The organism is Lentzea chajnantorensis (assembly GCF_054300775.1).
Map to the genome: position 1 here is coordinate 7,855,650 of NZ_JBSDZT010000002.1, position 22,121 is coordinate 7,877,770.

23 protein-coding genes are annotated in these 22,121 nt (G+C 70.1%); 11 read left to right on the top strand and 12 right to left on the bottom strand.

The window, feature by feature from the left end:
- Nucleotides 1–10 precede the first annotated feature (10 nt).
- Nucleotides 11–2,893, bottom strand: a complete 2,883-nt coding sequence (locus ACVDFE_RS37490; RefSeq protein WP_458433764.1) for a tetratricopeptide repeat protein — start codon at nt 2,891–2,893, stop codon at nt 11–13.
- 53 nt (nt 2,894–2,946) lie between these two features.
- Here ACVDFE_RS37490 and ACVDFE_RS37495 point away from each other — a divergent pair, with 53 nt between their 5' ends.
- Entirely contained in the window at nt 2,947–4,647 is a 1,701-nt protein-coding gene (locus ACVDFE_RS37495; RefSeq protein ID WP_360398598.1) for a DEDD exonuclease domain-containing protein, read from the top strand.
- A gap of 122 nt (nt 4,648–4,769) precedes the next feature.
- Nucleotides 4,770–5,057 (top strand): Lrp/AsnC family transcriptional regulator, encoded by a 288-nt coding sequence (locus tag ACVDFE_RS37500; protein WP_360398600.1) that lies wholly within the window; start codon nt 4,770–4,772, stop codon nt 5,055–5,057.
- Nucleotides 5,058–5,123: 66 nt separating this feature from the next.
- On the opposite strand, the gene qcrB is transcribed toward ACVDFE_RS37500, so the two are convergent.
- The 4 genes from qcrB to ctaE all read right to left on the bottom strand — a co-directional run bounded on the left by qcrB (nt 5,124) and on the right by ctaE (nt 9,391).
- Nucleotides 5,124–6,788 carry a cytochrome bc1 complex cytochrome b subunit gene (gene qcrB / locus ACVDFE_RS37505; protein ID WP_458432935.1) on the bottom strand — a complete coding sequence of 555 codons (1,665 nt, stop codon included), beginning with the start codon at nt 6,786–6,788 and terminating at the stop codon, nt 5,124–5,126.
- Complete coding sequence (qcrA, locus tag ACVDFE_RS37510; protein WP_458433765.1) at nt 6,785–7,912, bottom strand: cytochrome bc1 complex Rieske iron-sulfur subunit; 1,128 nt, start codon at nt 7,910–7,912, stop codon at nt 6,785–6,787. The genes qcrB and qcrA overlap by 4 nt, the downstream gene beginning before the upstream one ends.
- A complete protein-coding gene (gene qcrC, locus ACVDFE_RS37515; protein WP_360397440.1) occupies nt 7,909–8,721 on the bottom strand; it encodes a cytochrome bc1 complex diheme cytochrome c subunit in 813 nt (270 codons plus the stop codon). Before qcrC ends, qcrA begins: the two co-directional genes overlap by 4 nt.
- A 61-nt stretch (nt 8,722–8,782) precedes the next feature.
- Nucleotides 8,783–9,391 carry an aa3-type cytochrome oxidase subunit III gene (ctaE, locus tag ACVDFE_RS37520; RefSeq protein ID WP_285647246.1) on the bottom strand — a complete coding sequence of 203 codons (609 nt, stop codon included), beginning with the start codon at nt 9,389–9,391 and terminating at the stop codon, nt 8,783–8,785.
- A gap of 95 nt (nt 9,392–9,486) precedes the next feature.
- On the opposite strand from ctaE, the gene ACVDFE_RS37525 reads away from it, so the two are divergent.
- The 4 genes from ACVDFE_RS37525 (at nt 9,487) to ACVDFE_RS37540 (ending at nt 12,217) form a co-directional block, all read left to right on the top strand.
- Complete coding sequence (locus tag ACVDFE_RS37525) at nt 9,487–9,876, top strand: hypothetical protein (RefSeq protein WP_360397438.1); 390 nt, start codon at nt 9,487–9,489, stop codon at nt 9,874–9,876.
- 64 nt (nt 9,877–9,940) lie between these two features.
- Nucleotides 9,941–10,351, top strand: coding sequence for a hypothetical protein (locus tag ACVDFE_RS37530; RefSeq protein ID WP_360397437.1), 411 nt, complete (start codon nt 9,941–9,943; stop codon nt 10,349–10,351).
- A 7-nt stretch (nt 10,352–10,358) separates the two neighbouring features.
- Nucleotides 10,359–11,483 carry an anthranilate phosphoribosyltransferase gene (gene trpD / locus ACVDFE_RS37535; RefSeq protein WP_458433766.1) on the top strand — a complete coding sequence of 375 codons (1,125 nt, stop codon included), beginning with the start codon at nt 10,359–10,361 and terminating at the stop codon, nt 11,481–11,483.
- A gap of 62 nt (nt 11,484–11,545) precedes the next feature.
- Nucleotides 11,546–12,217 carry a lysophospholipid acyltransferase family protein gene (locus ACVDFE_RS37540; RefSeq protein ID WP_458433767.1) on the top strand — a complete coding sequence of 224 codons (672 nt, stop codon included), beginning with the start codon at nt 11,546–11,548 and terminating at the stop codon, nt 12,215–12,217.
- Between the two features lie 174 nt (nt 12,218–12,391).
- On the opposite strand, the gene ACVDFE_RS37545 is transcribed toward ACVDFE_RS37540, so the two are convergent.
- Both ACVDFE_RS37545 and ctaC read right to left on the bottom strand, forming a co-directional pair.
- Nucleotides 12,392–12,808 (bottom strand): cytochrome c oxidase subunit 4, encoded by a 417-nt coding sequence (locus ACVDFE_RS37545; RefSeq protein ID WP_360397431.1) that lies wholly within the window; start codon nt 12,806–12,808, stop codon nt 12,392–12,394.
- A 12-nt stretch (nt 12,809–12,820) separates the two neighbouring features.
- Entirely contained in the window at nt 12,821–13,753 is a 933-nt protein-coding gene (gene ctaC / locus ACVDFE_RS37550) for an aa3-type cytochrome oxidase subunit II (protein WP_360397429.1), read from the bottom strand.
- A gap of 169 nt (nt 13,754–13,922) precedes the next feature.
- On the opposite strand from ctaC, the gene asnB reads away from it, so the two are divergent.
- Nucleotides 13,923–15,851, top strand: coding sequence for an asparagine synthase (glutamine-hydrolyzing) (gene asnB / locus ACVDFE_RS37555; RefSeq protein WP_360397427.1), 1,929 nt, complete (start codon nt 13,923–13,925; stop codon nt 15,849–15,851).
- Nucleotides 15,852–15,902: 51 nt separating this feature from the next.
- Here the strand turns inward: asnB and ACVDFE_RS37560 are convergent, their stop codons facing one another.
- Together ACVDFE_RS37560 and ACVDFE_RS37565 are read right to left on the bottom strand one after the other, a co-directional pair.
- Complete coding sequence (locus tag ACVDFE_RS37560; protein ID WP_360397425.1) at nt 15,903–16,667, bottom strand: class I SAM-dependent methyltransferase; 765 nt, start codon at nt 16,665–16,667, stop codon at nt 15,903–15,905.
- Between the two features lie 7 nt (nt 16,668–16,674).
- Nucleotides 16,675–17,607: a carbohydrate kinase family protein gene (locus tag ACVDFE_RS37565; RefSeq protein ID WP_360397460.1), complete on the bottom strand. Its 933-nt coding sequence runs from the start codon at nt 17,605–17,607 to the stop codon at nt 16,675–16,677.
- A 158-nt stretch (nt 17,608–17,765) separates the two neighbouring features.
- Between ACVDFE_RS37565 and ACVDFE_RS37570 the strand changes: the two genes are divergently transcribed.
- Nucleotides 17,766–17,939 carry a hypothetical protein gene (locus tag ACVDFE_RS37570; RefSeq protein ID WP_360397423.1) on the top strand — a complete coding sequence of 58 codons (174 nt, stop codon included), beginning with the start codon at nt 17,766–17,768 and terminating at the stop codon, nt 17,937–17,939.
- 84 nt (nt 17,940–18,023) lie between these two features.
- Here ACVDFE_RS37570 and ACVDFE_RS37575 read toward each other — a convergent pair whose 3' ends face one another.
- Nucleotides 18,024–18,392, bottom strand: coding sequence for a HesB/IscA family protein (locus tag ACVDFE_RS37575; RefSeq protein ID WP_053737629.1), 369 nt, complete (start codon nt 18,390–18,392; stop codon nt 18,024–18,026).
- Between the two features lie 165 nt (nt 18,393–18,557).
- Nucleotides 18,558–19,592, bottom strand: coding sequence for a glycerate kinase family protein (locus tag ACVDFE_RS37580; RefSeq protein ID WP_458433768.1), 1,035 nt, complete (start codon nt 19,590–19,592; stop codon nt 18,558–18,560).
- Between the two features lie 42 nt (nt 19,593–19,634).
- Here ACVDFE_RS37580 and ACVDFE_RS37585 point away from each other — a divergent pair, with 42 nt between their 5' ends.
- From ACVDFE_RS37585 to ACVDFE_RS37595, 3 genes are read left to right on the top strand one after another with little or no spacing between them, the layout of a single operon-like run.
- Nucleotides 19,635–20,276 (top strand): DUF3043 domain-containing protein, encoded by a 642-nt coding sequence (locus ACVDFE_RS37585; protein WP_360397419.1) that lies wholly within the window; start codon nt 19,635–19,637, stop codon nt 20,274–20,276.
- Nucleotides 20,277–20,897, top strand: a complete 621-nt coding sequence (locus tag ACVDFE_RS37590; RefSeq protein ID WP_458433769.1) for a class I SAM-dependent methyltransferase — start codon at nt 20,277–20,279, stop codon at nt 20,895–20,897.
- Nucleotides 20,898–20,930: 33 nt separating this feature from the next.
- Nucleotides 20,931–21,917, top strand: coding sequence for an aldo/keto reductase family protein (locus ACVDFE_RS37595; protein ID WP_360397415.1), 987 nt, complete (start codon nt 20,931–20,933; stop codon nt 21,915–21,917).
- Nucleotides 21,918–21,920: 3 nt separating this feature from the next.
- Here the strand turns inward: ACVDFE_RS37595 and ACVDFE_RS37600 are convergent, their stop codons facing one another.
- A complete protein-coding gene (locus tag ACVDFE_RS37600) occupies nt 21,921–22,121 on the bottom strand; it encodes a hypothetical protein (RefSeq protein WP_360397413.1) in 201 nt (66 codons plus the stop codon).

The following is a 22,121-nucleotide window of genomic DNA, read 5'->3' on the forward strand; positions in this document are numbered from 1 at the left end:
TCTGGCACCGTTACAGGCTAGAGCCCCCGCGCTTGAGCAGCGCACGGACATCTCCGGCCTCCGGCACGCCGATCTCCTCGAAGATCGCCAGGGCCTGCTCCCACGCACCTTCGCGACCGTGTCCGAGCACCTGCAGTGAACGGGCTTCACCGAGTCGGCAGCCGTTGCGTCGATGCAGGTCAACGGCCTCCTGGGCGAACTTCAGCGCCCGGTCGGGATCATCGGCCAGGTGCAGCGTCGCCAACGCGGTCAGCGCCGTGCCCTCGATCAGGCCGTAGCCGTGCTCCCGTGCCATGGCCAGCGCCTGGTGCAGGTGTTCGGCGCGGCCCGTTGCCCTTCCGAGACCCGCGAGCGCCTGCGCCTCGCCGTGTTTGTAGCCGATGCGCTGGGCAACGGACACCGCACGCCGGTACTCCTCCTCCGCGGCCGGATCACCGAGCCGCAGCAGCGCGGCGCCGATGCCGTGCCGTGCGTCGACCTCACCGCCGGGGTCGTTCACCTCCAGGGCGATCTGCAACGCCTCCCGGCCGGCCTCCACCGCCAGGTCGAGCCGCCCGGCCTCGCGGTGCACGGCGGAGACGTCGTCGAGCAGGTACGACTCCAGGCCGCGCTGGCCCAGCGCCCTGATGTCCACCAGCGCCTGCTCGAACGTCACCACCGCCTCGTCCAGCCGCCCCAGGTCGCGCAGCGCACAGCCCAGCTCGGCGATCGGGCGCCCGTTCTTCACGCCGATCTGCTGGTAGAGCGCGAAGGACCGGCGGTGGTGCGCCTCGGCGTCCCGCAACCGGCCGCGCATCCAGCACGTGGACCCGAGCTGGGACAACGCGTGCGCCTCCCGCCGCAGCTGCCCCAGCTCGTGGCTGAGCTCGGCGACCCTGAGGTAGCTCTCGGCGGCGCGGTCGGTGTCGCCGACCTCGCGGGAGACGTGGCCGAGGACCGTGAGGAACCGGAGCGTGCCGGCGGGCCAGTCGTCGCGTTCGGCCAGGTCGAGCGCCTGCTGGACCAACCCCAGCGCTTCGCTGGAACGACCGGAGTACATGCGTGCGATCGCCTCGCTCGCCAGTGCCGCCGCCTCGCCGCGCATCTCCCCCTCTTGCCGTGCGGACGCAAGCCCGGCCTCGCGCACCACGGCCCAGCTCGCGTGATCACGGCGTGCGGCGAAGAAGCTGTGCGTCGCGTCGGCGAGCCGCCAGGCGAACGGACCGGTGGCGGCGATCGCGACGAGGTTTGTCTTCTCGGCGACCAACCAGGCCAAGGCCTCCGCCGACGTCTCGAACGTGCGGCCGTCCGTTGCCTCGAACAGCACGTCGTCGGCGACGTAACACATGCGCGAGGCGTTGGCCGCTGTACCGATGTGCCACAACGCCAGCCGTGCGCGCAGTGCGTTCGTCTCCTCCTCCGTCAGCAGATCACGTGCGTACAGGCGCACGAGGTCGTGGAGGTGATAGCGATCACCTTGGCGTTCCACGAGGTTCGCCGTGACCAGCTGGTCGAGGCCGGTGCCGAGCAGTGCGGCCACCTCGGCCGTGAAGTCGTGTCCTGCGATGGCGCCCAACCGCCTGAACAGCTCTTGTGCTGCTGCGGGCAGCGAACGGAACGAGAGGTCGAGTGCTGCGCGCACGGCGAGACGTTCGTCGTCGTCGACTCGCAACGCCGCGAGCCTGCCTTCTTCTTCGCGCAGCTCGTCGACCAGGTCCGCGACCGATCCGGTGGCGTTCGCCGCGGCGATCCTCAGCGCGAGCGGGAGGTGGCCGCACAACCGGGCCAGCTCGGGCAGCTCGGGTGCGTCGCCGAGCATGCCGCGCAGCAGCGCGACGGCCTCCTCCGGCGCCATGACGTCCAGCAGCACCGGCCACGCGTCTAGACCGGAGAGCCGGTTGCGGCTGGTGATCACGACGCGGCAGCCCTCCGCGCCGGGCAGCAGCGGTGCGACCTGGGCGGCGGTCGCGGCGTTGTCCAGCACGACCAGCATCCGCCGGTCGCGCAACAACATGCGGTAGAGGTCGGTCTGCTGCTCCAGCTGCTGCGGGATGCGCGGCCCGGCGATGCCCAGTGCGCGCAGGAACCGCGCCAGCACGTCGCCGGGCGGCAACGGCGGGGTGTCCCGGTCGAAGCCGCGCAGGTTCGCGTAGAGCTGGCCGTCGGGGAACTGGTCGGCGACCGTGTGCGCGTGGTGCAGCGCCAACGCCGTCTTGCCGACGCCTGCTGTGCCGTCGATCGCGGTGATGACGACCGTTCGCCCGATGGCGCCGAGCTCGGCCAACGCGGACGCACGGCCGGTGAAGTTCGGCAGGTCCGCGGGCAACTGGTGCGGCACAACGCGCTGGGTCGGCTCCGATGTGACGCCCCGCAGCTCACGCGGTCGTTGGCGGTGCGGGTAGCGGTCGACCAGGTCGGCCAGCTCGGCGGAGACGTCCTCGCCGAGGCGCAGCCGGCGTTCCAGGTGGTCTTCGACGACCTCCAGGCGCTCCTCCTCCAGTGCGGCGCGGACATCGCTCCACGGCGGGGCCGCGGGCAGGTCGGCGAGGGGTTCCTGCTGCCACAACGCCAGCGCTGCTTCGAACAAACGGGCCGCTGCCGCGTCGTCGTCCAGAGCGCGCGCGTTCGCGACGAGGTGGCGGAAGTGGTGCAGATCGACGTCGTCAGGTCCTGCTTCGAGCACATAGCCGTCCGCGCGCGTGGAGACCACGATGCCGTCCAGCGCCTGCCGCAACCGGAAGACGTGCTGGTGCAGCGCGTTGACGTGCATGGGCTTCTCGTCGGCACCCCACATCGACTCGATCAGGCGTTCCGACCGCACCACGTGGCCGGGCTGCAGGGCGAGCGCCGCGAGCAGCGACCGCTGCCGAACGCTGAGGGGCAGGCCGGAAGGTCCCAGGAGCGTGATCCGCACACCGGTGAGGCTAGCTCCAAAAATTGTCAGACCCCGTCGCTAACGTCAGCGGGGTGACCGGTCAACTGTCCTTCGACGAGCTCGGGACGCCGCTGCGCGACACGACGTTCGTCGTCTTCGACCTGGAGACGACGGGAGGAAGTGCCGAGCAGGACGCCGTCACCGAGATCGGCGCGGTGAAGGTGCGCGGCGGCGAGGTGATCGGCGAGTTCGCCACGCTCGTCGACCCCGAGCGCGGCATCCCGCCGCAGGTCGCGCAGCTGACGGGGATCACGCAGCTGATGGTGACCGGTGCGCCCCGGATGCAGACGGTGCTGCCCGCGTTCCTGGAGTTCGCGGCCGGAGCGGTGCTGGTCGCGCACAACTCCGGGTTCGACGTCGGGTTCGTCAAGGCGGCGTGCGAGCGGCAGGGCTACCGGTGGCCGAAGCCGCCGGTGGTGTGCACGGTGCGACTGGCGCGACGGGTGCTGAGCCGCGACGAGGCGCCGTCGTGCCGCCTGTCGGCGCTGGCGGACCTGTTCCACACGCGGACCCGGCCGACGCACCGGGCACTGGCCGATGCGCGCACCACGGTCGAGGTGCTGCACGCGTTGCTGGAGCGCGTGGGCAACGTGGGGGTGCACTCGCTGGAGGAGCTGCTGGCGTACCTGCCGGAGGTGACGCCGGAGCAGCGCCGCAAGCGCTCCCTGGCCGCGCACCTGCCGTCGGTGCCCGGCGTGTACCTCTTCCGCGGGCCCAAGGAGGAGGTGCTGTACGTCGGCACGGCGTCGGACCTGCGGCGGCGGGTGCGGCAGTACTTCACCGCGAGCGAGGGCAGACGCCGGCTGCGCGAGATGGTCGCGCTCGCGGTGCGGGTCGACGCCGTCGAGTGCGCTCATTCGCTGGAGGCCGAGGTGCGCGAGCTGCGGCTGCTGCGCGCGCACCGCCCCGCGTACAACAAGAGGTCGAAGAACCCGCACCACGCGTGGTGGCTGGTGCTGACCGACGAGCCGTTCCCCCGGTTGTCGCTGGTCCGCACCCCGCGCGACGGTGCGCTGGGCCCGTTCCGCACCCGCCGTGCGGCCGAGTCGGTGGCGGACGCGCTGCTCGACGCCGTGCCGCTGCGGTCGTGCACGCTCAAGATCCCGGCCACGAACCAGCGCGCCTCGCCGTGCGCCCTGGCCGAGCTCGGCCGCTGCCAGGCCCCCTGCGCAGGCCGGCAGACCGTGGAGGAGTACTCCCCCGCCGTCGTGGCGGTGCGCGACCTGGTGGTGGGCCGCAGCGCGGACCCGTTGCGCGGTCTCGCGGAGCAGCTGGGCTCCCTGGCCACGGCCGAGCGCTTCGAGGAGGCCGCCACCCGCCGCGACCGCCTCGCGGGCCTCGTCCGCTCGCTGGACCGCGCCCAGCGCCTCGCCGCGCTGGCCGCCCTGCCGCAGCTCGTGGCCGCCCGCCCGGACCGCGACGGTGGCTGGGAGTTCTCAGTCGTCCGCTACGGCCGGCTGGCCTCGGCCGGTGTCGCCCGCCGCGGCACCCGCCCGATGCCGGTGGTCGACGCGCTGGTGGCCTCGGCGGAGACGGTCATCCCGACCGCGGGCCCGTTGCGCGGTGCGCCGCCGGAGGAGACCGGGGTGGTGCTGCGCTGGCTCGACCAGCCCGGTACCCGCCTGGTGTACGCGGACGAACCGTGGGCCTCACCGGCCGGTGCGGCGGCGGCATGGGTGCCGTGGGCTGAGCAGGCGTCGAGCGCACGCCCGCTGGTGGACCGCTGGCACTGAGGCGGTCCGGTGCGCGGGAGGTCGGTGTCGCGGGAGCGTGCGGAGTTCGTGGCGCTCGCGATCAGCGGGTAGGGCAGACTACGGGTGCTTTGGTACCCGTAGTGAGACCCGAGGAGGACGCCGTGGTCACCGCCATCGTGCTGATCCAGGCCGCCGCCGAGCGCATTCCCGAGGCGGCGCAGGAGATCGCCGACATCGACGGAGTCACGGAGGTGTACTCCTGCGCCGGTGACGTGGACCTGATCGCGCTGGTCAAGGTCAGCAAGCACGAGGACCTCGCCGCGCTGGTGCCGGGCAAGATCAGCAAGGTCGAGGGCGTGCTGAACACCGACACGCACATCGCGTTCCGCAGCTACTCGAAGCGGGACGACGAGGCGGCGTTCGCGATCGGCCTGGACGACGCGCAGTAGCCGAAGACGCATGCGAAAAGCCCCCGTGGAGATCGTCCACGGGGGCTTTTCACTGCTTCAGCAGGCTCAGGCCTTGGGGTCGGAGGGCTTGCCGGCCAGCTCACCCGCGGTGTCCTCGGCGCTGATGCCTTCGGAGACGTGCGCCCTGCGGCGTGCGTTCTCCAGGGCCACGGTCTCTTCGACCGGGTCCGGCGACCAGGTGCTGCCCGCGACCGGGTGCCCGGCCGAACCGAGCTTGTTCATCTTCTTCGGCACCGACGCGCCCTGATAGGCCAGGGGGATCGGATGACCGTGGTCGTCCACCGGGCCCAGCGGCTGGTGGACCTCGATGAACTCACCGTGCGGCAACCGCTTGATGATGCCGGTCTCCACACCGTGCTCCAGCACCTCACGGTCCGCCCGCTGCAACCCGATGCAGGTGCGGTACGCGATGAAGTACGCGATCGGCGGCAGGACCAGCATGCCGATGCGGCCCATCCACGTCGTCAGGTTCAACGAGATGTCGAACTGGTAGGCGAAGATGTCGTTCGCGCCCATCAGCAGCAACACCATGAAGTACGTGATCGCCATCCACCCCAGCGCCGTGCGCACCGGCACGTCACGCGGGCGCTGCAACAGGTTGTGATGCGCGTAGTCCTTGGTCATCCGCCGTTCGATCCACGGGTACACCGCCGCGATCCCGGTCAGCAGCGGCAGACCGAGGATGAACGGCAGGAACGGCGCGGGGATCGTGTAGTTGCCCAGGTAGAACTCCCACGCCGGCCAGATGCGCACCAGGCCGTCGGTCCAGCCCATGTACCAGTCCGGCTGCGACCCCGCCGAGACCTGCGCCGGGTTGTACGGGCCGATGTTCCAGATCGGGTTGATCTGGAACACCCCGCCCATGATCGCGATGACACCCACGACGACGGCGAAGAACCCGCCGCCCTTCGCCGCGAACACCGGCATGATCCGCACACCGACGACGTTGGTCTCCTTGCGGCCCACACCCGGGAACTGGGTGTGCTTCTGGTACCACACCAGACCCAGGTGCGCACCGATCAACCCCAGGATGATCGCCGGGATGAGCAGGATGTGCGCGGTGTAGAGCAACGGGATGATGTCCGTGCCCGGGAACTCACCGCCGAACATCAACCAGTTCAGCCACGTGCCGATCACCGGGAACGAGATCAGCAGCGCCGCCATCACCCGCAGGCCGGTGCCGGAGAGCAGGTCGTCGGGCAGCGAGTAGCCCAGGAAACCCTCGATCGCACCGAGCATGAACAACACGATGCCGATGACCCAGTTGATCTCACGCGGCTTGCGGAACGCACCGGTGAAGAAGATCCGGAACATGTGCACCACGATCGCCGCCATGAACAGCAACGCAGCCCAGTGGTGCACCTGACGCACGAACAACCCGCCACGGGTCTCGAACGAGATGTCCAGCGTGGACGCGAACGCCCGCGACATCTCGATCCCCCGCAGGTTCTCGAACGCCCCGTTGTAGGTGACCTCCGTCATCGACGGGTCGAAGAACAACGCCAGGTACGTACCCGACAACAACAACACGATGAAGCTGTACAGGGCGATCTCACCGAGCAGGAACGACCAGTGCGTCGGGAACACCTTGTTCAGCTGCTTGCGCAGCCCGGAGGCCGCGTGGAACCGCTCATCGGCAGCGTTGGCCGCCGCCCCTGCGACGCGCGCGGCCGCGTTGGCCGGCTTCGTCGGCGTGGTGATGGCACTCATGACTTACGCTCCCAGAACGCCGGACCCACAGCCTCGATGAAGTCACTGCGGGCAACCAAGTATCCCTCTTCGTCCACAGTGATCGGAAGCTGTGGGAGAGGACGGGTCGCCGGCCCGAACCGCGGCTTGGCGTACTCGAACACGTCGAACTGCGACTGGTGGCACGGGCAGAGCAGCAGACCGGTCTGCTGCTCGAACAGCGAGGTCGGGCAACCCAGGTGCGTGCAGATCTTCGAGTACGCGTACAGGTCGCCGTAGTTGAAGTCCTCCTGGCCCGCGCGCTTCGTGATCGCCTGGTTCGGCCGCATGCGGATGAGCATGACCGGAGCGTCGGCCCGCTTGAGGGCGGCGACCAGTGCGTGCTCGTCGTTCCGCTCGGACTCGCGGAACGGGAAGACCGTCTCGAAGCCGCCCGGCTCGACGTCCTCGGGACGCACCAGGGAGACCTCGTGGAAGTTGCCGGTGTGGCGGCGGAGATAGACCTTCTCGCCCTTCTCCGCCTTCCAGCCGGTGTGCCAGAGCGAGTTCTTGGTCTCGCTGTCGGAGTGCGGGTTCTTGACCAGCGCGCCCAGCGGGACGACGGCCACGCCCAGGCCCAGCACGCCCGCGCCGAGACCGGCGGTGCGCTTGATCAGGCTGCGGCGGCCGATGCCGCTGCGCTGGCCCGCGTCGGACAGCTCGGCCACCAGGGTGGCGCGGTCGACCGCGGTCGACGGGCCGTCGTGGCGCTGCTGCACCGCGAGCTCGTCGGGGAGGAACTTCTTGGTGTAGAGCAGCGCGCCGACGCCCAGGCCCAGCACGGACAGGCCGAGGAACAGGCCGATCAGCGGGTTGTACAGGTTGTGCAGGAGGTGGCCCTCGGCGTTGGACGGGGACTCGTACTCCCACGGCCAGAAGAGGAACACGCCGAGGAAGGCGAGGCCGGACAGCGCCGAGATCAGGAACCAGATGGCCACCTGGCGCTGGGCGCGGCGCTCGGCGCGCGTGCCCTCGACCGGCCACTTCTCCTCGTAGTGGACGAGCTCGACGCCGTCCATCCTGGTGCCGAGCTTGACGAGGTCGTCCCGGCTCATCTCCGCGAGCTCTGCCTCGCTGGGCAGCTCGGTCGGCTTGTCGCCGCTCATGCCTTGGCTCCGATCCAGAGGGTCACGCCGATGAGCGCGGCGATGCCCACGATGAACGCGATCAAGCCCTCGGAGACGGGTCCGAACCCACCCAGGGCGTTACCGCCGGAGTTGTTGTTCCCGTCGGTGACCGACTTGACGTACGCGATGATGTCTTTCTTCTCTTCCGGCGTGAGCTGGCGCTCGCCGAACTTCGGCATGTTCTGCGGGCCGCTCAGCATCGCCGTGTAGATCTGGTCCTCGGTGACGCCGTCGAGCGCCGGCGCGAACTTGCCGGACGACAGCGCGCCACCACGCCCCGTGAAGTTGTGGCAGCTGGCGCAGTTGAGGCGGAAGAGCTCGCCACCGCGCGCCGGGTTGTCGCCGCGCAGGGCCTCGCCGGACTCGGAGGGCTTCTTCGGGCCCGCGCCGCCGTTGGCGTCGATGTAGGCCATCAGCGCGTTGATCTCCTCGGGGGAGAGCTTCGCGGGCTTGCGGATGGCCTGCGCCTCCTGCCGCGCCATGGGCATGCGGCCGGAGGAAGTCTGGAAGTAGACCGCGGCGTCACCGACGCCGACGAGGCTCGGCCCGCGGCTCTCGACACCCTCCAGGGACCTGCCGTGGCAGCTCTGGCAGGTGTTCAGGTAGATCTGCTCGCCCTGGCGGACCAGGGCGTCCTGCTGCTGTGCCTGCGCGGTCTGCGCGGTGGGCGCGAACGCGGTGAACAGCAGGCCGGCGCTCAGCAGGCCGAACCCCAGTGCGAGCAGGCCGGCGACCCGGCGGCGCAGCTTCGTGCGGGCGCCGCGGGGGCGTTTCGTAGTGGTGGTCATGGTGTGCGGCAACCCTTGCTGTCAGTTCGGGAGCTCGTGGCTTGGCTGTGTGCCGACTGGGTCAGGGCACGATGTAGATGATGGCGAACAGGCCGATCCACACGACGTCGACGAAGTGCCAGTAGTACGACACGACGATGGCGGAGGTGGCCTGAGCCGGCGTGAACTTGCTGAGCTTCGTCCGGATCAACAGGTAGACGAACGCGATCAGACCGCCGATGACGTGCAGGCCGTGGAAGCCGGTCGTCAGGTAGAAGACGGTGCCGTAGGCCGACGACGGGATCGTCGTGCCGTGCTCGACCAGCTCGACGTACTCACCCGCCTGGCCGCCCACGAAGATCGCGCCCATGATCAGCGTCACGATGTACCAGCGACGCAGACCGAAGACGTCACCGCGCTCCGCTGCGAACACGCCCCACTGACAGGTGAAGGACGACGCGACCAGGATGATCGTGAAGACCGACGCGTAGGGGACGTTCAGGTGGGTCGGAGGCGGGGGCCAAGGTCCCTCGTTCTGGGCCTTCACCGTGAAGAACATGGCGAAGAGGCCAGCGAAGAACATGAGCTCGCTGGACAGCCAGACGATCGTGCCGACGCTGACCATGTTCGGGCGGTTCAGCGAGTGCACGCGCTGGCCGATTGAAGGCGCTGCCGTGGTCACGAGCAGCATTATTGCCTGCGCTATTTCCGCCCGCCCATCGGGTCCTGGGCGGATCATGGGTCGGCTGGGTCACACGGCGCGTGACCCAGGAGGAGGTCAAAGGGATGGGCTTGCTGGGCCGATTGCGGGAACTGCTGCACCGGCGGGACGAACCGGTGCTGTCCTTGAACGATCCGGACCTCGTCGTGGTCGTCGAGGCGTTCGACGTCGTGGAGGCCGATTCGGCCGCTCTGGCGCGGTCGCCGCGGTGGCGGGCCGACGAGCTCGCGGTGTTGCGGCACCACGTCCGCATCCCGCCTGACCAGGTAGAACGCGCGCGGGAGCTGCTGGAGCCGGACGGCTGGGTGCTCGTCGCCGGTGATATATCGCATATCAGCCGGGTGCAGAAGCTGGACGCGCTGCACTGCGCGCAGGAGCGGTCGCGGATGGCGTCGCTGGCGCAGCGGCTCGGCGGTGACGCCCTGGGGTGGGACGCCCTGCAACCGGCCCGATAGCATCGCCGCGACCTTGGTCACTTTCTTCACGACCCAGTCAGCAGTAGCAGTGGAGGATCGAGAGATGAGCACGCAGACCACGAAGATCCTGGTGTTCAGCCACCGACCCGAGGTGCGTGAGACGATCATCACTGCCGTCGGCCGCCGCCCGGCGCCGGACCTGCCCCGCGTGGACTACGTCGAGGCCGGCGCGATCGCCGACGTGCTGTACGAGGTGGACAACGGCACCGTCGACCTGCTGATCCTCGACGGCGAGGCGCAGCCGACCGGTGGCATGGGCCTGTCCCGCCAGCTCAAGGACGAGATCACGAACTGCCCGCCGATCGTCGTGGCCGTGCGCCGCAAGGACGACCGGTGGCTCGCGACCTGGTCGCAGGCCGACGCGGTGCTGGTGCACCCGCTGGACCCGCTGGCCGCCGCCGAGACCGTGGCAGAGGTGCTGCGGGGCTCGGCTGTTCCCGTCGTCAGGGGCTGAGCCCGCGATGGGCGAGCGCACCTGGCCGTCGCTGCTCAACCGCCTGCTCGACGGTGTCGACCTGACCGCCGACGACACGGCCTGGGGCATGGACCGGGTCATGTCGGGCGAGGCGACGCCGGCGCAGATCTCGGCGTTCGTCGTCGCGTTGCGCGCGAAGGGCGAGACGCCGGAGGAGGTCGACGGCCTGGCGACGATGATGCTCAGCCACGCCCGCCGCTTCGACGTGGGCGTGCGCGCGACCGACATCGTGGGCACCGGCGGCGATCATTCCGGTTCGGTGAACATCTCGACGATGGCCGCGATCGTCACGGCCGCGGCGGGCGTCCCGGTGGTCAAGCACGGCAACCGGGCGGCGTCGTCGCAGTGCGGCACGGCGGACGTGCTGGAGGCGCTGGGCGTCGCGATCGACCTGCCGCCGGAGGGCGTGCGGGCGACCGTGGCGGAGCTGGGCATCGGGTTCTGCTTCGCGCCGGTGTTCCACCCCGGCTTCCGGCACGCGGGCCCGGTGCGGCGGGAGATCGGCATCCCGACGTCGTTCAACCTGCTCGGGCCGCTCACGAACCCGGCGCAGCCGCAGGTCGGCCTGATCGGCTGCGCGCGGGCGGTCGCGGCTCCGCTGATCGCGGGGGTGTTCGCACGCCGCCGCAACACGGCGCTGGTCGTGCGCGGTGACGACGGCCTCGACGAGATCACGACCACCACGACGACGTCGGCGTGGCTCGCGCAGGACGGCGAGGTGCGCGAGGAGCGGATCGACCCGGCGGTGCTGGGTGTGCAGCCCGCGCGCGAGGAGGACCTGAAGGGCGGCGACGCGTCGGTCAACGCCCAGGTGGTCCGCGACCTGGTGGCCGGCAAGACGGGTTCCGTGCGCGACGCGGTGCTCGTGAACGCGGCGGGCGCCATCGCGGCGCACGGCGGGTTCTCGGACGACCTGCACGCCGACCTGGCTGCTTCGCTGGGCCGTGCCGCCGAGGCGGTCGACTCGGGTGCGGCGAGCACGCTGCTGGGCCGTTGGGTGGAGCTTCTCGACGTCCCTGAAGGGCTGAGACCACCCGGTTCGGTCACGCGGCGCGTTCGGCGCGTGACCGGGCCGGTGCGGCTGCCGCAGTGGCGTAGTCCGTGCGAGTGACGGCCCGGAGATGCGCGCCACGTGGTAACCCGGCGGCAACCGCCACCTGGAATGCTGGAGCCATGGTCCTCTACCCGGTGATGAAGCACGTCGTCGCGCGCGCAGCCCGCATGGTCTACCGCCCGGTGGTCGACGGTCTGGAGAACGTCCCGACCGACGGCCCCGTCATCCTGGCGGCGAACCACCTCAGCTTCATCGACAGCGTCGTGATCCCCATGGTGGTGCCGCGGCGCGTGTCGTTCCTGGCGAAGGCCGAGTACTTCACCGGCACCGGGGTCAAGGGCGCGATGTCCCGCTGGTTCTTCTCGTCGCTGGGCCACGTGCCGGTGCACCGCGGCAAGGGCCGTGACGCCCGTGCCGCGCTCGACACGGCGGCGGAGATCCTGGCGCGCGGGGACGCGTTCGCCATTTACCCCGAGGGCACCCGCTCGCTCGACGGCATGTTGCACCGCGGTCGCACCGGTGTCGCGCGCATGGCGCTGGAGTCGGGTGCGCCGGTCGTGCCGGTCGGCATCATCGGCACGGACAAGGTCCAGCCGGTCGGCAGCCGGTTCCCGAAGATCGTCCCGGTGACCGTGCGGTTCGGCGAGCCGCTCGACTTCAGCCGCTACGACGGCATGCAGGAGTCGCTGCCGGTGCTGCGCAGCGTCACCGACGAGATCATCTACCGCATCCTCGACCTGAGCGGCCAGGAGTACGTCGACGCGTACCAGAAGACCCCGGTCGCCGCTTAGACCGCTCACGGCCCGCTGAGGCCGTCGCAGGGACCATGTCGAAGGCCCTCCCCCGCTGGCGCGAGCACAGCGACGGGAGGGCCTTCGTGCGAGATGCGGGACGCCGTGCACGACCGAGGCCCCCTCCGCGAACAGAGGGGGCCTCGGTAGAGCAAATATCCGATATATCGGATATCAGTCGTGGTTGGGTCCGGTGTGGTACTCGAACACCAGGCCGCCGACGGTGATCAGCACGAGGATGATCGCGATCACGAGCAGCCACACGTGCCAGAACGCCACCGCGACACCCGCGGTCGCCGCCGCGGCGGCGAGGCCGATCGGCCAGTACGAGCCGGGGCTGAAGAAGCCCAGCTCACCGGCACCGTCGGAGACCTCGGCCTCGGGGTTGTCCTCGGGACGGACCTCGATGCGGCGAGCGACGAACCGGAAGTAGGTGCCGACGATGAGCGCCAGACCACCGGTGAGCGCGAGCGCCACCGTGCCGGCGGGCTCGACCGCGCCGGTCGCCTGGTGCGTCCAGTAGCCGTAGACGACGGCCATCAGGAACGAGAAGGCCATCACCAGGTCGAATACGCGAGCTTCGATCTTCATCGCGGGGCGTCCCTACTTCTGACCCGCGCCGGACGCCTCACGGGCGGTCCGGTCGGTGTTGAACGGGGTGGTCGTGGTGGCCAGCGGCGAGCACCAGTCCTTGCAGCCCACCTTGGCGAGCGCCTCGGCCGTGGTGTACGGCTTGCCCGTCTTCTCGTTCGTCTCCTTGCGGAACCCGATGTACTTGTCGAAGTCCGCCTGCTCCAGGGCGCGGACCTCGAAGTTCATCACCGCGTGGTAGGAGCCGCACAGCTCGGCGCACCGGCCGACGAACGCACCGGGACGCTTGATCTCGTCGATCTGGAAGACGTTGTCCTGGTTGTTCTTCTTCGGGTCCGGGAAGACGTCCCGCTTGAAGTGGAACTCCGGCACGAAGAACGAGTGGATGACGTCCGTCGACTCCAGGGTGAACTGGACGCGCTTGCCGGCCGGGAGCACCAGGATCGGGACCTCACCCGAGGTGCCGACCGTGCTGACGACGTTGCCCGCCTCGGTCTTGTGGTCCGGGTACTGGAACTCCCAGTTCCACTGGAACGCGATGACGTCGACGTTCACGTCCGGCTTGCCCGACTTGTCCGTCACGTAGTTCTGCGTGACGGCCGTGAAGTAGAACAGCACCGCCACGATCACCGTCGGCACGACGATGAGCACGATCTCCAGCGGGAGGTTGTACGCCGTCTGACGCGGCAGCTCCTCCGACTTCTTGCGGTGGAACGCCACCGACCACAGGATCAGACCCCACACGATGACGCCGACGACGAGCGCGGCGATCACGGACCAGGTCCAGAGCTCGCGCATCTTCTCGGCCTGCGGCGTGACGGCCACCGGCCAGCCGAAGCGCAGCACCTCGTCCGTGGAGCAACCGGTGGCCCCGATACCGACCAGGCCCACCAGGCCAGCGGTTTTCGCCAGCCGGGATGCCCTGGTGCCCTCCTTCAGGCCCACTGCTCGCCCGCCTCCTCGTTCCATGCCAACGGATCAAGCGGGAGCGTAGCCCAGCGCGGGAGGGCTCACCCCTCGGGGGCACCGCCGCTGCGGTGCAGTTTCGGTCACACAGAGCCCCTTCGGCATACTGGGGACTTCCCCCTTCGTATTTCTGAGAGGTGCGAGAGCCTTGTGCGGCCTGGCAGGACTTGTATGCCCTAGCGAGAACGAGGCCGAGAGCGCCCGCCCGGCGGTGGAGTCCGCACTGCGCTGCATGCGGCACCGCGGCCCGGACGAGAGCGGCACGCGGCGGGTGGACGAGGTCGTCTTCGGGTTCAACCGCCTGGCGATCATCGACATCGAGCACTCCCACCAGCCGCTGACCTGGGGACCGCCGGAGTCGCCGAACCGGTACACGATCAACTTCAACGGCGAGGTCTACAACTACCTGGAGCTGCGCGCCGAGCTCACCGAGAAGCACGGCGCGGTCTTCCACACCGACGGCGACACCGAGACGATCGTCGCCGCCTACCACTACTTCGGCCCCGCGGCGATCTCGAAGCTGCGCGGCATGTTCGCCTTCATCATCTGGGACGCCGAGCGCAGGGTGCTGTTCGGCGGCCGCGACCCGTTCGGCATCAAGCCGCTGTACTGGGCGCAGGGGGCGCTGGGCGTCGCGTTCTCCAGCGAGAAGAAGATCCTGCTGGAGATCTCCCGCACGCTGGCCATCAACCCGCAGCTCAACGTGAAGGGCCTGCAGCAGTACCTGACGCTGCAGTACGTGCCGGAGCCCGACTCGCTGCACGACTCGATCCACCGGGTCGAGTCCGGTCACTCGTTCACGCTGGTCCCCGGTGAGGCGCCGCGGTTCGAGCGGTACTTCCCGGCCGAGTTCCGGGTGCGCACCGTCCGCAGCGAGGCGGAGGCCGACGCGCTGTACGACGAGATCACCGCCGCGCTGCGCGACTCGGTCGCCAAGCACATGCGCGCGGACGTGACGGTCGGCTCGTTCCTGTCCGGCGGCATCGACTCCACCGTGGTCGCGGCGCTGGCCAAGGAGCACAACCCGGACCTGATCACGTTCACCACGGGGTTCGAGCGCCAGGGCTTCTCCGAGGTCGACGTGGCGGCGGAGTCGGCGGCGCTGATCGGCGTGAAGCACGTCGTGCGCACGGTCAGCCCGCAGGAGATGATGGACTCCCTGCCGCTGATCACCTGGTACCTCGACGACCCGGTGGCGGACCCGGCGCTGGTGCCGCTGTGGTTCATCGCGCGGGAGGCGCGCCGGCACGTCAAGGTCGTGCTGTCCGGTGAGGGCGCGGACGAGCTGTTCGGCGGGTACACGATCTACCGCGAGCCGTTGTCGCTGTCGGCGTTCGAGAAGGTGCCGGGGGCGCTGCGCAAGGCGATGGGCAAGGTGTCGACGAAGATCCCGCAGGGCGTGCGCGGCAAGGACCTGCTGCGCCGGGGCGCGCTGACGCTGGAGGAGCGCTACTACGGCAACGCGCGCATCTTCCTCGACCCGCAGCTGCGGGAGGTCCTGCGCACGTACGACCCGAACACCTCGCACAGGGACGTGACGGCCCAGCCGTACCGCGAGTCGCGGCACTGGGACCCGGTCACGCGCATGCAGCACGTCGACCTGTTCACCTGGCTGCGCGGCGACATCCTGGTCAAGGCCGACAAGATGACCATGGCGAACTCGCTGGAGCTGCGCGTCCCGTTCCTGGACCCGGAGGTCTTCAAGATCGCCTCGCAGATCCCGAGCGAGCTGAAGATCACGAAGGACACCACGAAGTTCGCGTTGCGCAAGGCGATCCGCGACATCGTGCCCGCGCACGTGCTGAACCGCCGCAAGCTCGGCTTCCCCGTGCCGATCCGGCACTGGCTCAAGGACGAGATGCACGACTGGGCGGTCGAGCACGTGCGCGCGTCGCAGACCGACCAGTACATCGACAAGCAGGCGGTGCTGCGGCTGATCGAGGAGCACCGGTCGGGCGTGCTCGACCACAGCCGCCGCATCTGGGCGCTGCTGGTGTTCATGATCTGGCACGGCATCTTCGTCGAGAACCGCATCACGCCGGTGGTGCCGGAGCCGCACTACCCGGTCAAGCTCTAGCCAGGACGCGAAAGGGCCCCTCCGCGGAGGGGCCCTTTCGTTCGGCGGTGGTTACCGGCGGCCCTGTGCGCTGCACATCGCGTAGGAGCTGACGACGGTCTCCGGTGCCGCCATGAGCTCCAGGTAGCGGTCGAGCTCGTCGTCGGACAGCGGGAGCTTCGCGCGGGCCTGGCGTGCGCTGGCGGCGAGCAGCCGGCAGCCCGACGAGCCGCCCTGCCACTCCTGCACCTCGCGGGAGCCGCTGACGTCGTGCATTCCGACGTCCTGCAGCGCGCGTTCGACGCGGGCGCCCCAGGCGAGTTCGGCACCGGCCTGGTCGAGCAGCGTGAGCAGGGCGTTCTTCACCCGCATGATGAGCTTGGCGTCGTCGGGGGCGGCGGCGAGGACCTCCAGCGGGAGGCAGTCGAACTCGTCGAGCACGAGCCAGCCGCCGGGGCGCAGCGCGTCGCGCAGCTTGCGCAGGACGAGGTCGCGGGCCGGGAGGTGGAAGAGCACGCCGCGGGCGTGGACCAGGTCGAACGCGTTGCCCGGCAATATGTTGGACACCACGTCGTGTTCGAGAACGGTGACGTTGTCGCGCTCCCGCAGCCGCGAGACGTCGAGGTCGGTGACCGTCACGTGCCCGGACGGGGCGACGACGTCGGCGAGCCAGTTCGCCACCGATCCGCCACCGCCACCGATCTCGAGGCAGCGCCAGCCGTCTGTGATGCCGAGCCGCTCGACGCGGGCGAAGGTGCCCGCGTCGAGCAGGGAGCTCAGCGCGTCGAACTGCGGGTCGAGCGACTCACCGGAGTCGCCTAACAGGTACGTCCCCATTGTCCGATCATGGCAGGACCGGGGCGATCTCCTCAGCCGCTTCGCCGCCGAACGCGCCGCGGATGCGGGCGAGGGCGGGCTCGCGCTCGAGCTTCCACTCCTGCGTGCCGACGGTCTCGAGGACCTCGACGGCGATCAGGGAGCCGAGCTGAGCTGCGCGTTCCAGGCCCAGGCCCGCGGAGGTGCCGGCGAGGAACCCGGCGCGGAAGCCGTCGCCGACACCGGTCGGGTCGGTCTTCGCGACCTCGGGGACGGCGGGCACGTGCAGCGAGGAGCCGTCGCGGTCGACGATCTCCACGCCCTTGGCGCCGAGGGTGGTGACCCGGCGGCCGACCCTGGACAGCACGTCGGCCTCGGTCCAGCCGGTCTTCTGGAGCAGCAGCTCCCACTCGTAGTCGTTGCTGAACAGGTACTCGGCGCCCTCGACGAACGTGCGCGCCTGCTCGCCGTCCATGCGGGCCAGCTGCTGCGACGGGTCGACGGCGAAGCGGTAGCCGCGCTGACGGCACTCCTCGGCATGGCGGAGCATGGCGGCGGGGTCGTCCGGGCTGATCACGACGAGCTCGAGGTCGGCGACCCTGTTCGCGATCGGGGCCAGCTCGATGTTGCGGGCCTCGGCCATCGCGCCGGCGTAGAAGGAGGCGATCTGGCACATGTCGTCGTCCGTGGTGCAGACGAACCGCGCGGTGTGCGCGACCTCGGAGACGTACACGCCGGAGGTGTCGACGCCGTGCCGTTCCAGCCACGAGCGGTAGTCGTCGAAGTCCTTGCCGACGGCGCCCACGAGCACCGGCCGCATCCCCAGCACACCGAGACCGAACGCGATGTTCGCGCCGATGCCGCCGCGGCGGACGACGAGGTCGTCGACCAGGAAGCTCAGCGACACCCGGTCGAGGCGCTCCGCGACCAGCTGGTCCGCGAACCGGCCGGGGAAGTGCATGAGATGGTCGGTCGCGATGCTGCCGCACACGGCTACCGGCACCAGTCGGCCCTCACTTTCTTGTTGCTCGACGCGCGGCTGACCCGGACGAGTGCAGCCGCGAAGACTACTGTTTGGTAGGGCTTTCGCAGGTCACAGCACCGACATACGGTCGAGCGGTGACGATCCCCGAGGCGACCACGATGACCGAGCTGATCGACGACTGCGCGCAGCTCCCCTTCGCTCTGACCCACCCCGAGCACCCCCTGCCCGCACCGCGGGCGGCCGCGGCCTGGCTGATCGACGACCGCAGCACGAGCCAGGTCGAGGGCCTGGCCGAGTACGGCGTCTGACCGCTCGGAGCCCGGACAGCAGGTCCACACAGCGCGAGGCCGCGTTCCCGTCGTGCGGGAACGCGGCCTCGCGCATTGGTCGCCTTAGTGGAACGAGTCGCCGCAGGCGCAGGACCCGCCGGCGTTCGGGTTGTCGATCGTGAAGCCCTGCTTCTCGATCGTGTCCACGAAGTCGATGACGGCGCCTTCGACGTACGGGGCGCTCATGCGGTCAACGGCGACCTTCATGCCGTTGAAGTCCACCATCGCGTCGCCGTCGAGCGTGCGCTCGTCGAAGAACAGCTGGTACTTCAGGCCGGCACAACCACCGGGCTGGACGGCGATGCGCAGGTGCATGTCGTCGCGGCCCTCCTGGTCGAGCAGCGCCTTGGCCTTGACGGCGGCCGCATCGGTCAGCGTCACGCCGTGGGTCGGCGCCTCGGAGGTCGAAGCGGCATCCTGAGCGGTCGTCATGGCTCTCCTAAGAGGTCCTTTGCGGGCGGTTCGCCCTTCAACAACACGGGCGTTCCCCGCTTTGTTCCGCTCTCCATGGTCCCACAACACGGCCCCTTGTCGAACGTCACGTGGGCCACCCTCCAGCCACCAGCGACGACGCCGACCGATATATCAGTCGGCGGGTCAGTGCGACCACTGCCGGGCCACGTGCCGTGCCGTTGCAACGAGACTTTTGCGGGCGTCCGCAATCGATTTTTGCACGGAGCCGACGTGCTCGGAGACGGAGTAGGCGTCCTGGACGCCAGCGGCGGCCATCTCGCGGCGGCCGACGCTGACCTGGCCGGCGATGGCGATGCAGGGGACGGCGCGGTCGGCCGCTCCGGCGGCGACGGCGGTGATGAGCTTGCCGCGCAGGGACTGCCAGTCGAAGCTGCCCTCGCCGGTGACGACGAGGTCGGCGGCGTCGAGTGCGGCGTCGAGGGCGGTGAGCTCGCGGACGAGGCCGGCGCCGGACCGCACGGTCGCGCCGAGGGTGAGCAGGGCGGCGCCGAGACCTCCGGCAGCTCCGGCGCCTGATATATCGGATACGGGCTTCAGGACGTCCATGGCGGCGAGCTTGGCTTCGAGGCGTTCCACAGCTTCCGGGGACGCGCCCTTCTGCGGGCCGAACGTGCGGGCGGCGCCGTGCGGGCCGAGCAGCGGGTTCTCCACGTCCGATGCGGCCACCAGCGATATATCAGTCAGCTCGACGGCGGCGTCGGCCAACGCGGCGAGCATGCCCGCGCCGCCGTCGGTAGTGCCGGAGCCGCCGAGGCCGACGACGATGACATCGTTGTCAGCCGCAGCTGCCGCGATGAGCTCGCCGACGCCGTGGGTCGTGGCGGTCTCGCAGGACGCGGCGCGCAGCTCGGCCGGGACGAGGTGCAGGCCGCACGCCTCCGCGGACTCGACGTACGCGGTGCGCTTGCCGTCGTGGGTGTGCCGCAGCCAGCGTGCTTCGACCGGCGTGCCGAGTGGGCCGGTGACGGTGGTGTGTTGGACATCGCCGTCGAGTGCGGCGTGCAGAACCTCGACGAAGCCGGGGCCGCCGTCGGCGAGCGGGCGCCGCACGACGACGTCGTCCGGCTTGGCCTCGTGCCAGCCGGTGGCGATGGCGTCGGCGGCCTCGCGGGCGGTCAGGGTGCCGCCGAAGCAGTCCGGGGCGATGAGTACGCGCACCTCGCGAAAGGTACAGAAGAACCACTGCCCTACCCTGGTGCCGTGAGGTTCCTGCGCCGCAACTCCGACGACACCGCCACCGCCACCGAAGCACCCGCGACGGAGGCCGAGCTCGCCGAGCCGCTCGACCGGAACCGGACCGCGGGCAAGGGCCGTGCGACGCCGAAGCGCCGGGAAGCGCAGGCCCGGCGCAGCGGTCCCGTCCCGCCGCCGCCCCGCACGCAGCGCGAGGCGTTCAAGCGCATGCGCGGCAACAAGGTGAGCAAGGAAGAGCGCCGTGCCGCGGCCGCCGACCGCCGTGCGCGGATGATGGCGGGCGACGAGAAGTACCTGCCGGTGCGCGACCGCGGGCCGGTCAAGGCCTACATCCGCGACTTGGTCGACTCGCGCCGCAACCTCATGGGCCTGTTCATGCCGCTCGCGATCCTGGTGTTCGTGGCGCTGCTGACGCCGTCGCTGGCGGTGCAGCGGTACGCGACGCTGGCGACGACGTTCATGCTGATCGCGATGATCATCGAGGGCTTCGTCCTCGGCCGGATCGTCACGAAGCGGGTGCGGGCGAAGTTCCCGACCGAGCCGATCAAGGGCATCTCGATCGGCTGGTACGCGTTCATCCGCGCGAGCCAGCTGCGCAAGCTGCGCATCCCCAAGCCGCGCGTGGGCCCCGGCGACGCCGTCAAGTAGGTGGTCCGGCTGTCACTGCCGGAGCGGCTGCGGTGGGACCACAACGCGTGGTACCGCCGCTGGCTGCTCCGGCAGTTGCCGTCCGGGGCCGGGTCGGCGCTGGACGTGGGCTGCGGGCTCGGTGACCTCGCCCGGTCGGTCGACGCGCGGAGCGTCACGGCGATCGACGCGAACGAGCGCATGGTCGAGCGCGCCAGTGCGACGAGCACGCGCGTGCGGTGGGTCCACGGCGACGTCCTCACGCACGACCTGGGGCGGTTCGACGTCGTCACGGCCGAGGCGAGCCTGCACCACCTGCCGTTGCGCGAGGGGCTCGCGCGGCTGGCCGGGCTGACCGCGCCGGGCGGGCGGCTGGTCGTCGTGGGGCTGTACTCGCTCGCCACGAAGGCCGAGCTGGTGGTGGAGGCCGTCGCGCTGCCCGCGAACGCGCTCGTCGGGATCGCGAAGTGGGCCACCGGTCAGCGCACCGGTGCGCACGACTCGGAGATGCCGGTCGTGTGGACCGCTCCGACGTTGGCCGAGATCCGCGCGGCGGCGCGGGAGAGCACGCCCGGTGCGCGCGTGCGCAGGCGGTTGTTCTGGCGGTACACGCTGGTCTGGGACGCTCCCGAAGTTCATTAGCAAGCCGAAGGAACTCGGACTAAGCTCCGATGTATGAAGTTCCGTCGTCTTGGCCGCAGCGGCCTGAGCGTCAGCGAGATCACCTACGGCAACTGGCTCACGCACGGTTCGCAGATCGAGGAGGACCAAGCGCACGCCTGCGTGAAGGCGGCGCTGGAGTCCGGCATCACGACCTTCGACACCGCCGACGTCTACGCGAACACCGCGGCGGAGTCGGTGCTCGGCCGGGCGCTCAAGGGCGAACGGCGCGAGTCCCTGGAGCTGCTCACGAAGGTCTACTGGCCGACCGGCCCCGGCGGTCCCAACGACCGCGGCCTGGGCCGCAAGCACGTCATGGAGTCGGCCAACGCCTCCCTGAAGCGCCTGCAGACCGACTACGTCGACCTCTACCAGGCCCACCGGTACGACCACTCGGTGCCGCTGGAGGAGACGATGCTGGCGTTCGCCGACCTCGTCCGCCAGGGCAAGGTCCTCTACGTCGGTGTCTCCGAGTGGACCGCCGAGCAGATCACCCGCGGTGCCGCGCTGGCCCGTGAGCTCAAGGTGCCGTTCGTGTCGCACCAGCCGCAGTACTCGATGCTGTGGCGCGTCATCGAACCGCAGGTCGTGCCGGTGTGCGAGCGCGAGGGCATCAGCCAGATCGTGTTCTCCCCGATCGCGCAGGGCGTCCTGACCGGCAAGTACCTGCCGGGTGCCGAGGCGCCGGCGGGCTCGCGGCTGGCCGACGAGCGCGGGTCGCAGATGATCGCCCGCTGGGTGCGCGACGACGTGCTGACCGCGGTGCAGCAGCTCAAGCCGATCGCCGACGAGGTGGGCGTCACGATGGCGCAGCTCGCGGTGGCGTGGGTGCTCAAGAACCCGAACGTCGCGTCCGCGATCATCGGTGCCTCGCGGCCGGAGCAGGTCGTCGAGAACGTCAAGGCGGTCGACGTCGAGCTCGACGACGAGGTGCTGAAGAAGATCGACGGCGTGCTCGAGGGCGTCGTCACGGACGACCCGAGGCTCACCGCCGCCGGCTGATCCTCAGCCCGCGGGGTGCAGGCTCATCGGGCCGTACACCTCGGACTCCGCGCGCAGGAGCGTGACCTGCTCGACCCCGGCGTCGAGCAGGTCGCGCCACCCGGCGCTGAACCACTCCTCCGCCTCCGCCTGGTCGGCGAACACCACGTCCGGGCCGGCCACGTCCCGGCCCTGTGCATCCTGGTAGCGCCAGCGGAACTCCAT

What these genes read in the sequence shown, in the direction of transcription:
- trpD (WP_458433766.1), top strand. Translation starts at nt 10,359, where the DNA reads ATGGGCGAGCGCACCTGGCCGTCGCTGCTCAACCGCCTGCTCGACGGT.
- ACVDFE_RS37575 (WP_053737629.1), bottom strand. Translation starts at nt 18,392, where the DNA reads ATGACGACCGCTCAGGATGCCGCTTCGACCTCCGAGGCGCCGACCCAC.
- ACVDFE_RS37540 (WP_458433767.1), top strand. Translation starts at nt 11,546, where the DNA reads ATGGTCCTCTACCCGGTGATGAAGCACGTCGTCGCGCGCGCAGCCCGC.
- ACVDFE_RS37545 (WP_360397431.1), bottom strand. Translation starts at nt 12,808, where the DNA reads ATGAAGATCGAAGCTCGCGTATTCGACCTGGTGATGGCCTTCTCGTTC.
- ACVDFE_RS37560 (WP_360397425.1), bottom strand. Translation starts at nt 16,667, where the DNA reads ATGGGGACGTACCTGTTAGGCGACTCCGGTGAGTCGCTCGACCCGCAG.
- ACVDFE_RS37595 (WP_360397415.1), top strand. Translation starts at nt 20,931, where the DNA reads ATGAAGTTCCGTCGTCTTGGCCGCAGCGGCCTGAGCGTCAGCGAGATC.
- ACVDFE_RS37525 (WP_360397438.1), top strand. Translation starts at nt 9,487, where the DNA reads ATGGGCTTGCTGGGCCGATTGCGGGAACTGCTGCACCGGCGGGACGAA.
- ACVDFE_RS37600 (WP_360397413.1), bottom strand. Translation starts at nt 22,121, where the DNA reads ATGGAGTTCCGCTGGCGCTACCAGGATGCACAGGGCCGGGACGTGGCC.
- qcrB (WP_458432935.1), bottom strand. Translation starts at nt 6,788, where the DNA reads ATGAGTGCCATCACCACGCCGACGAAGCCGGCCAACGCGGCCGCGCGC.
- qcrA (WP_458433765.1), bottom strand. Translation starts at nt 7,912, where the DNA reads ATGAGCGGCGACAAGCCGACCGAGCTGCCCAGCGAGGCAGAGCTCGCG.
- qcrC (WP_360397440.1), bottom strand. Translation starts at nt 8,721, where the DNA reads ATGACCACCACTACGAAACGCCCCCGCGGCGCCCGCACGAAGCTGCGC.
- ACVDFE_RS37565 (WP_360397460.1), bottom strand. Translation starts at nt 17,607, where the DNA reads ATGCACTTCCCCGGCCGGTTCGCGGACCAGCTGGTCGCGGAGCGCCTC.
- ctaE (WP_285647246.1), bottom strand. Translation starts at nt 9,391, where the DNA reads ATGCTGCTCGTGACCACGGCAGCGCCTTCAATCGGCCAGCGCGTGCAC.
- ACVDFE_RS37530 (WP_360397437.1), top strand. Translation starts at nt 9,941, where the DNA reads ATGAGCACGCAGACCACGAAGATCCTGGTGTTCAGCCACCGACCCGAG.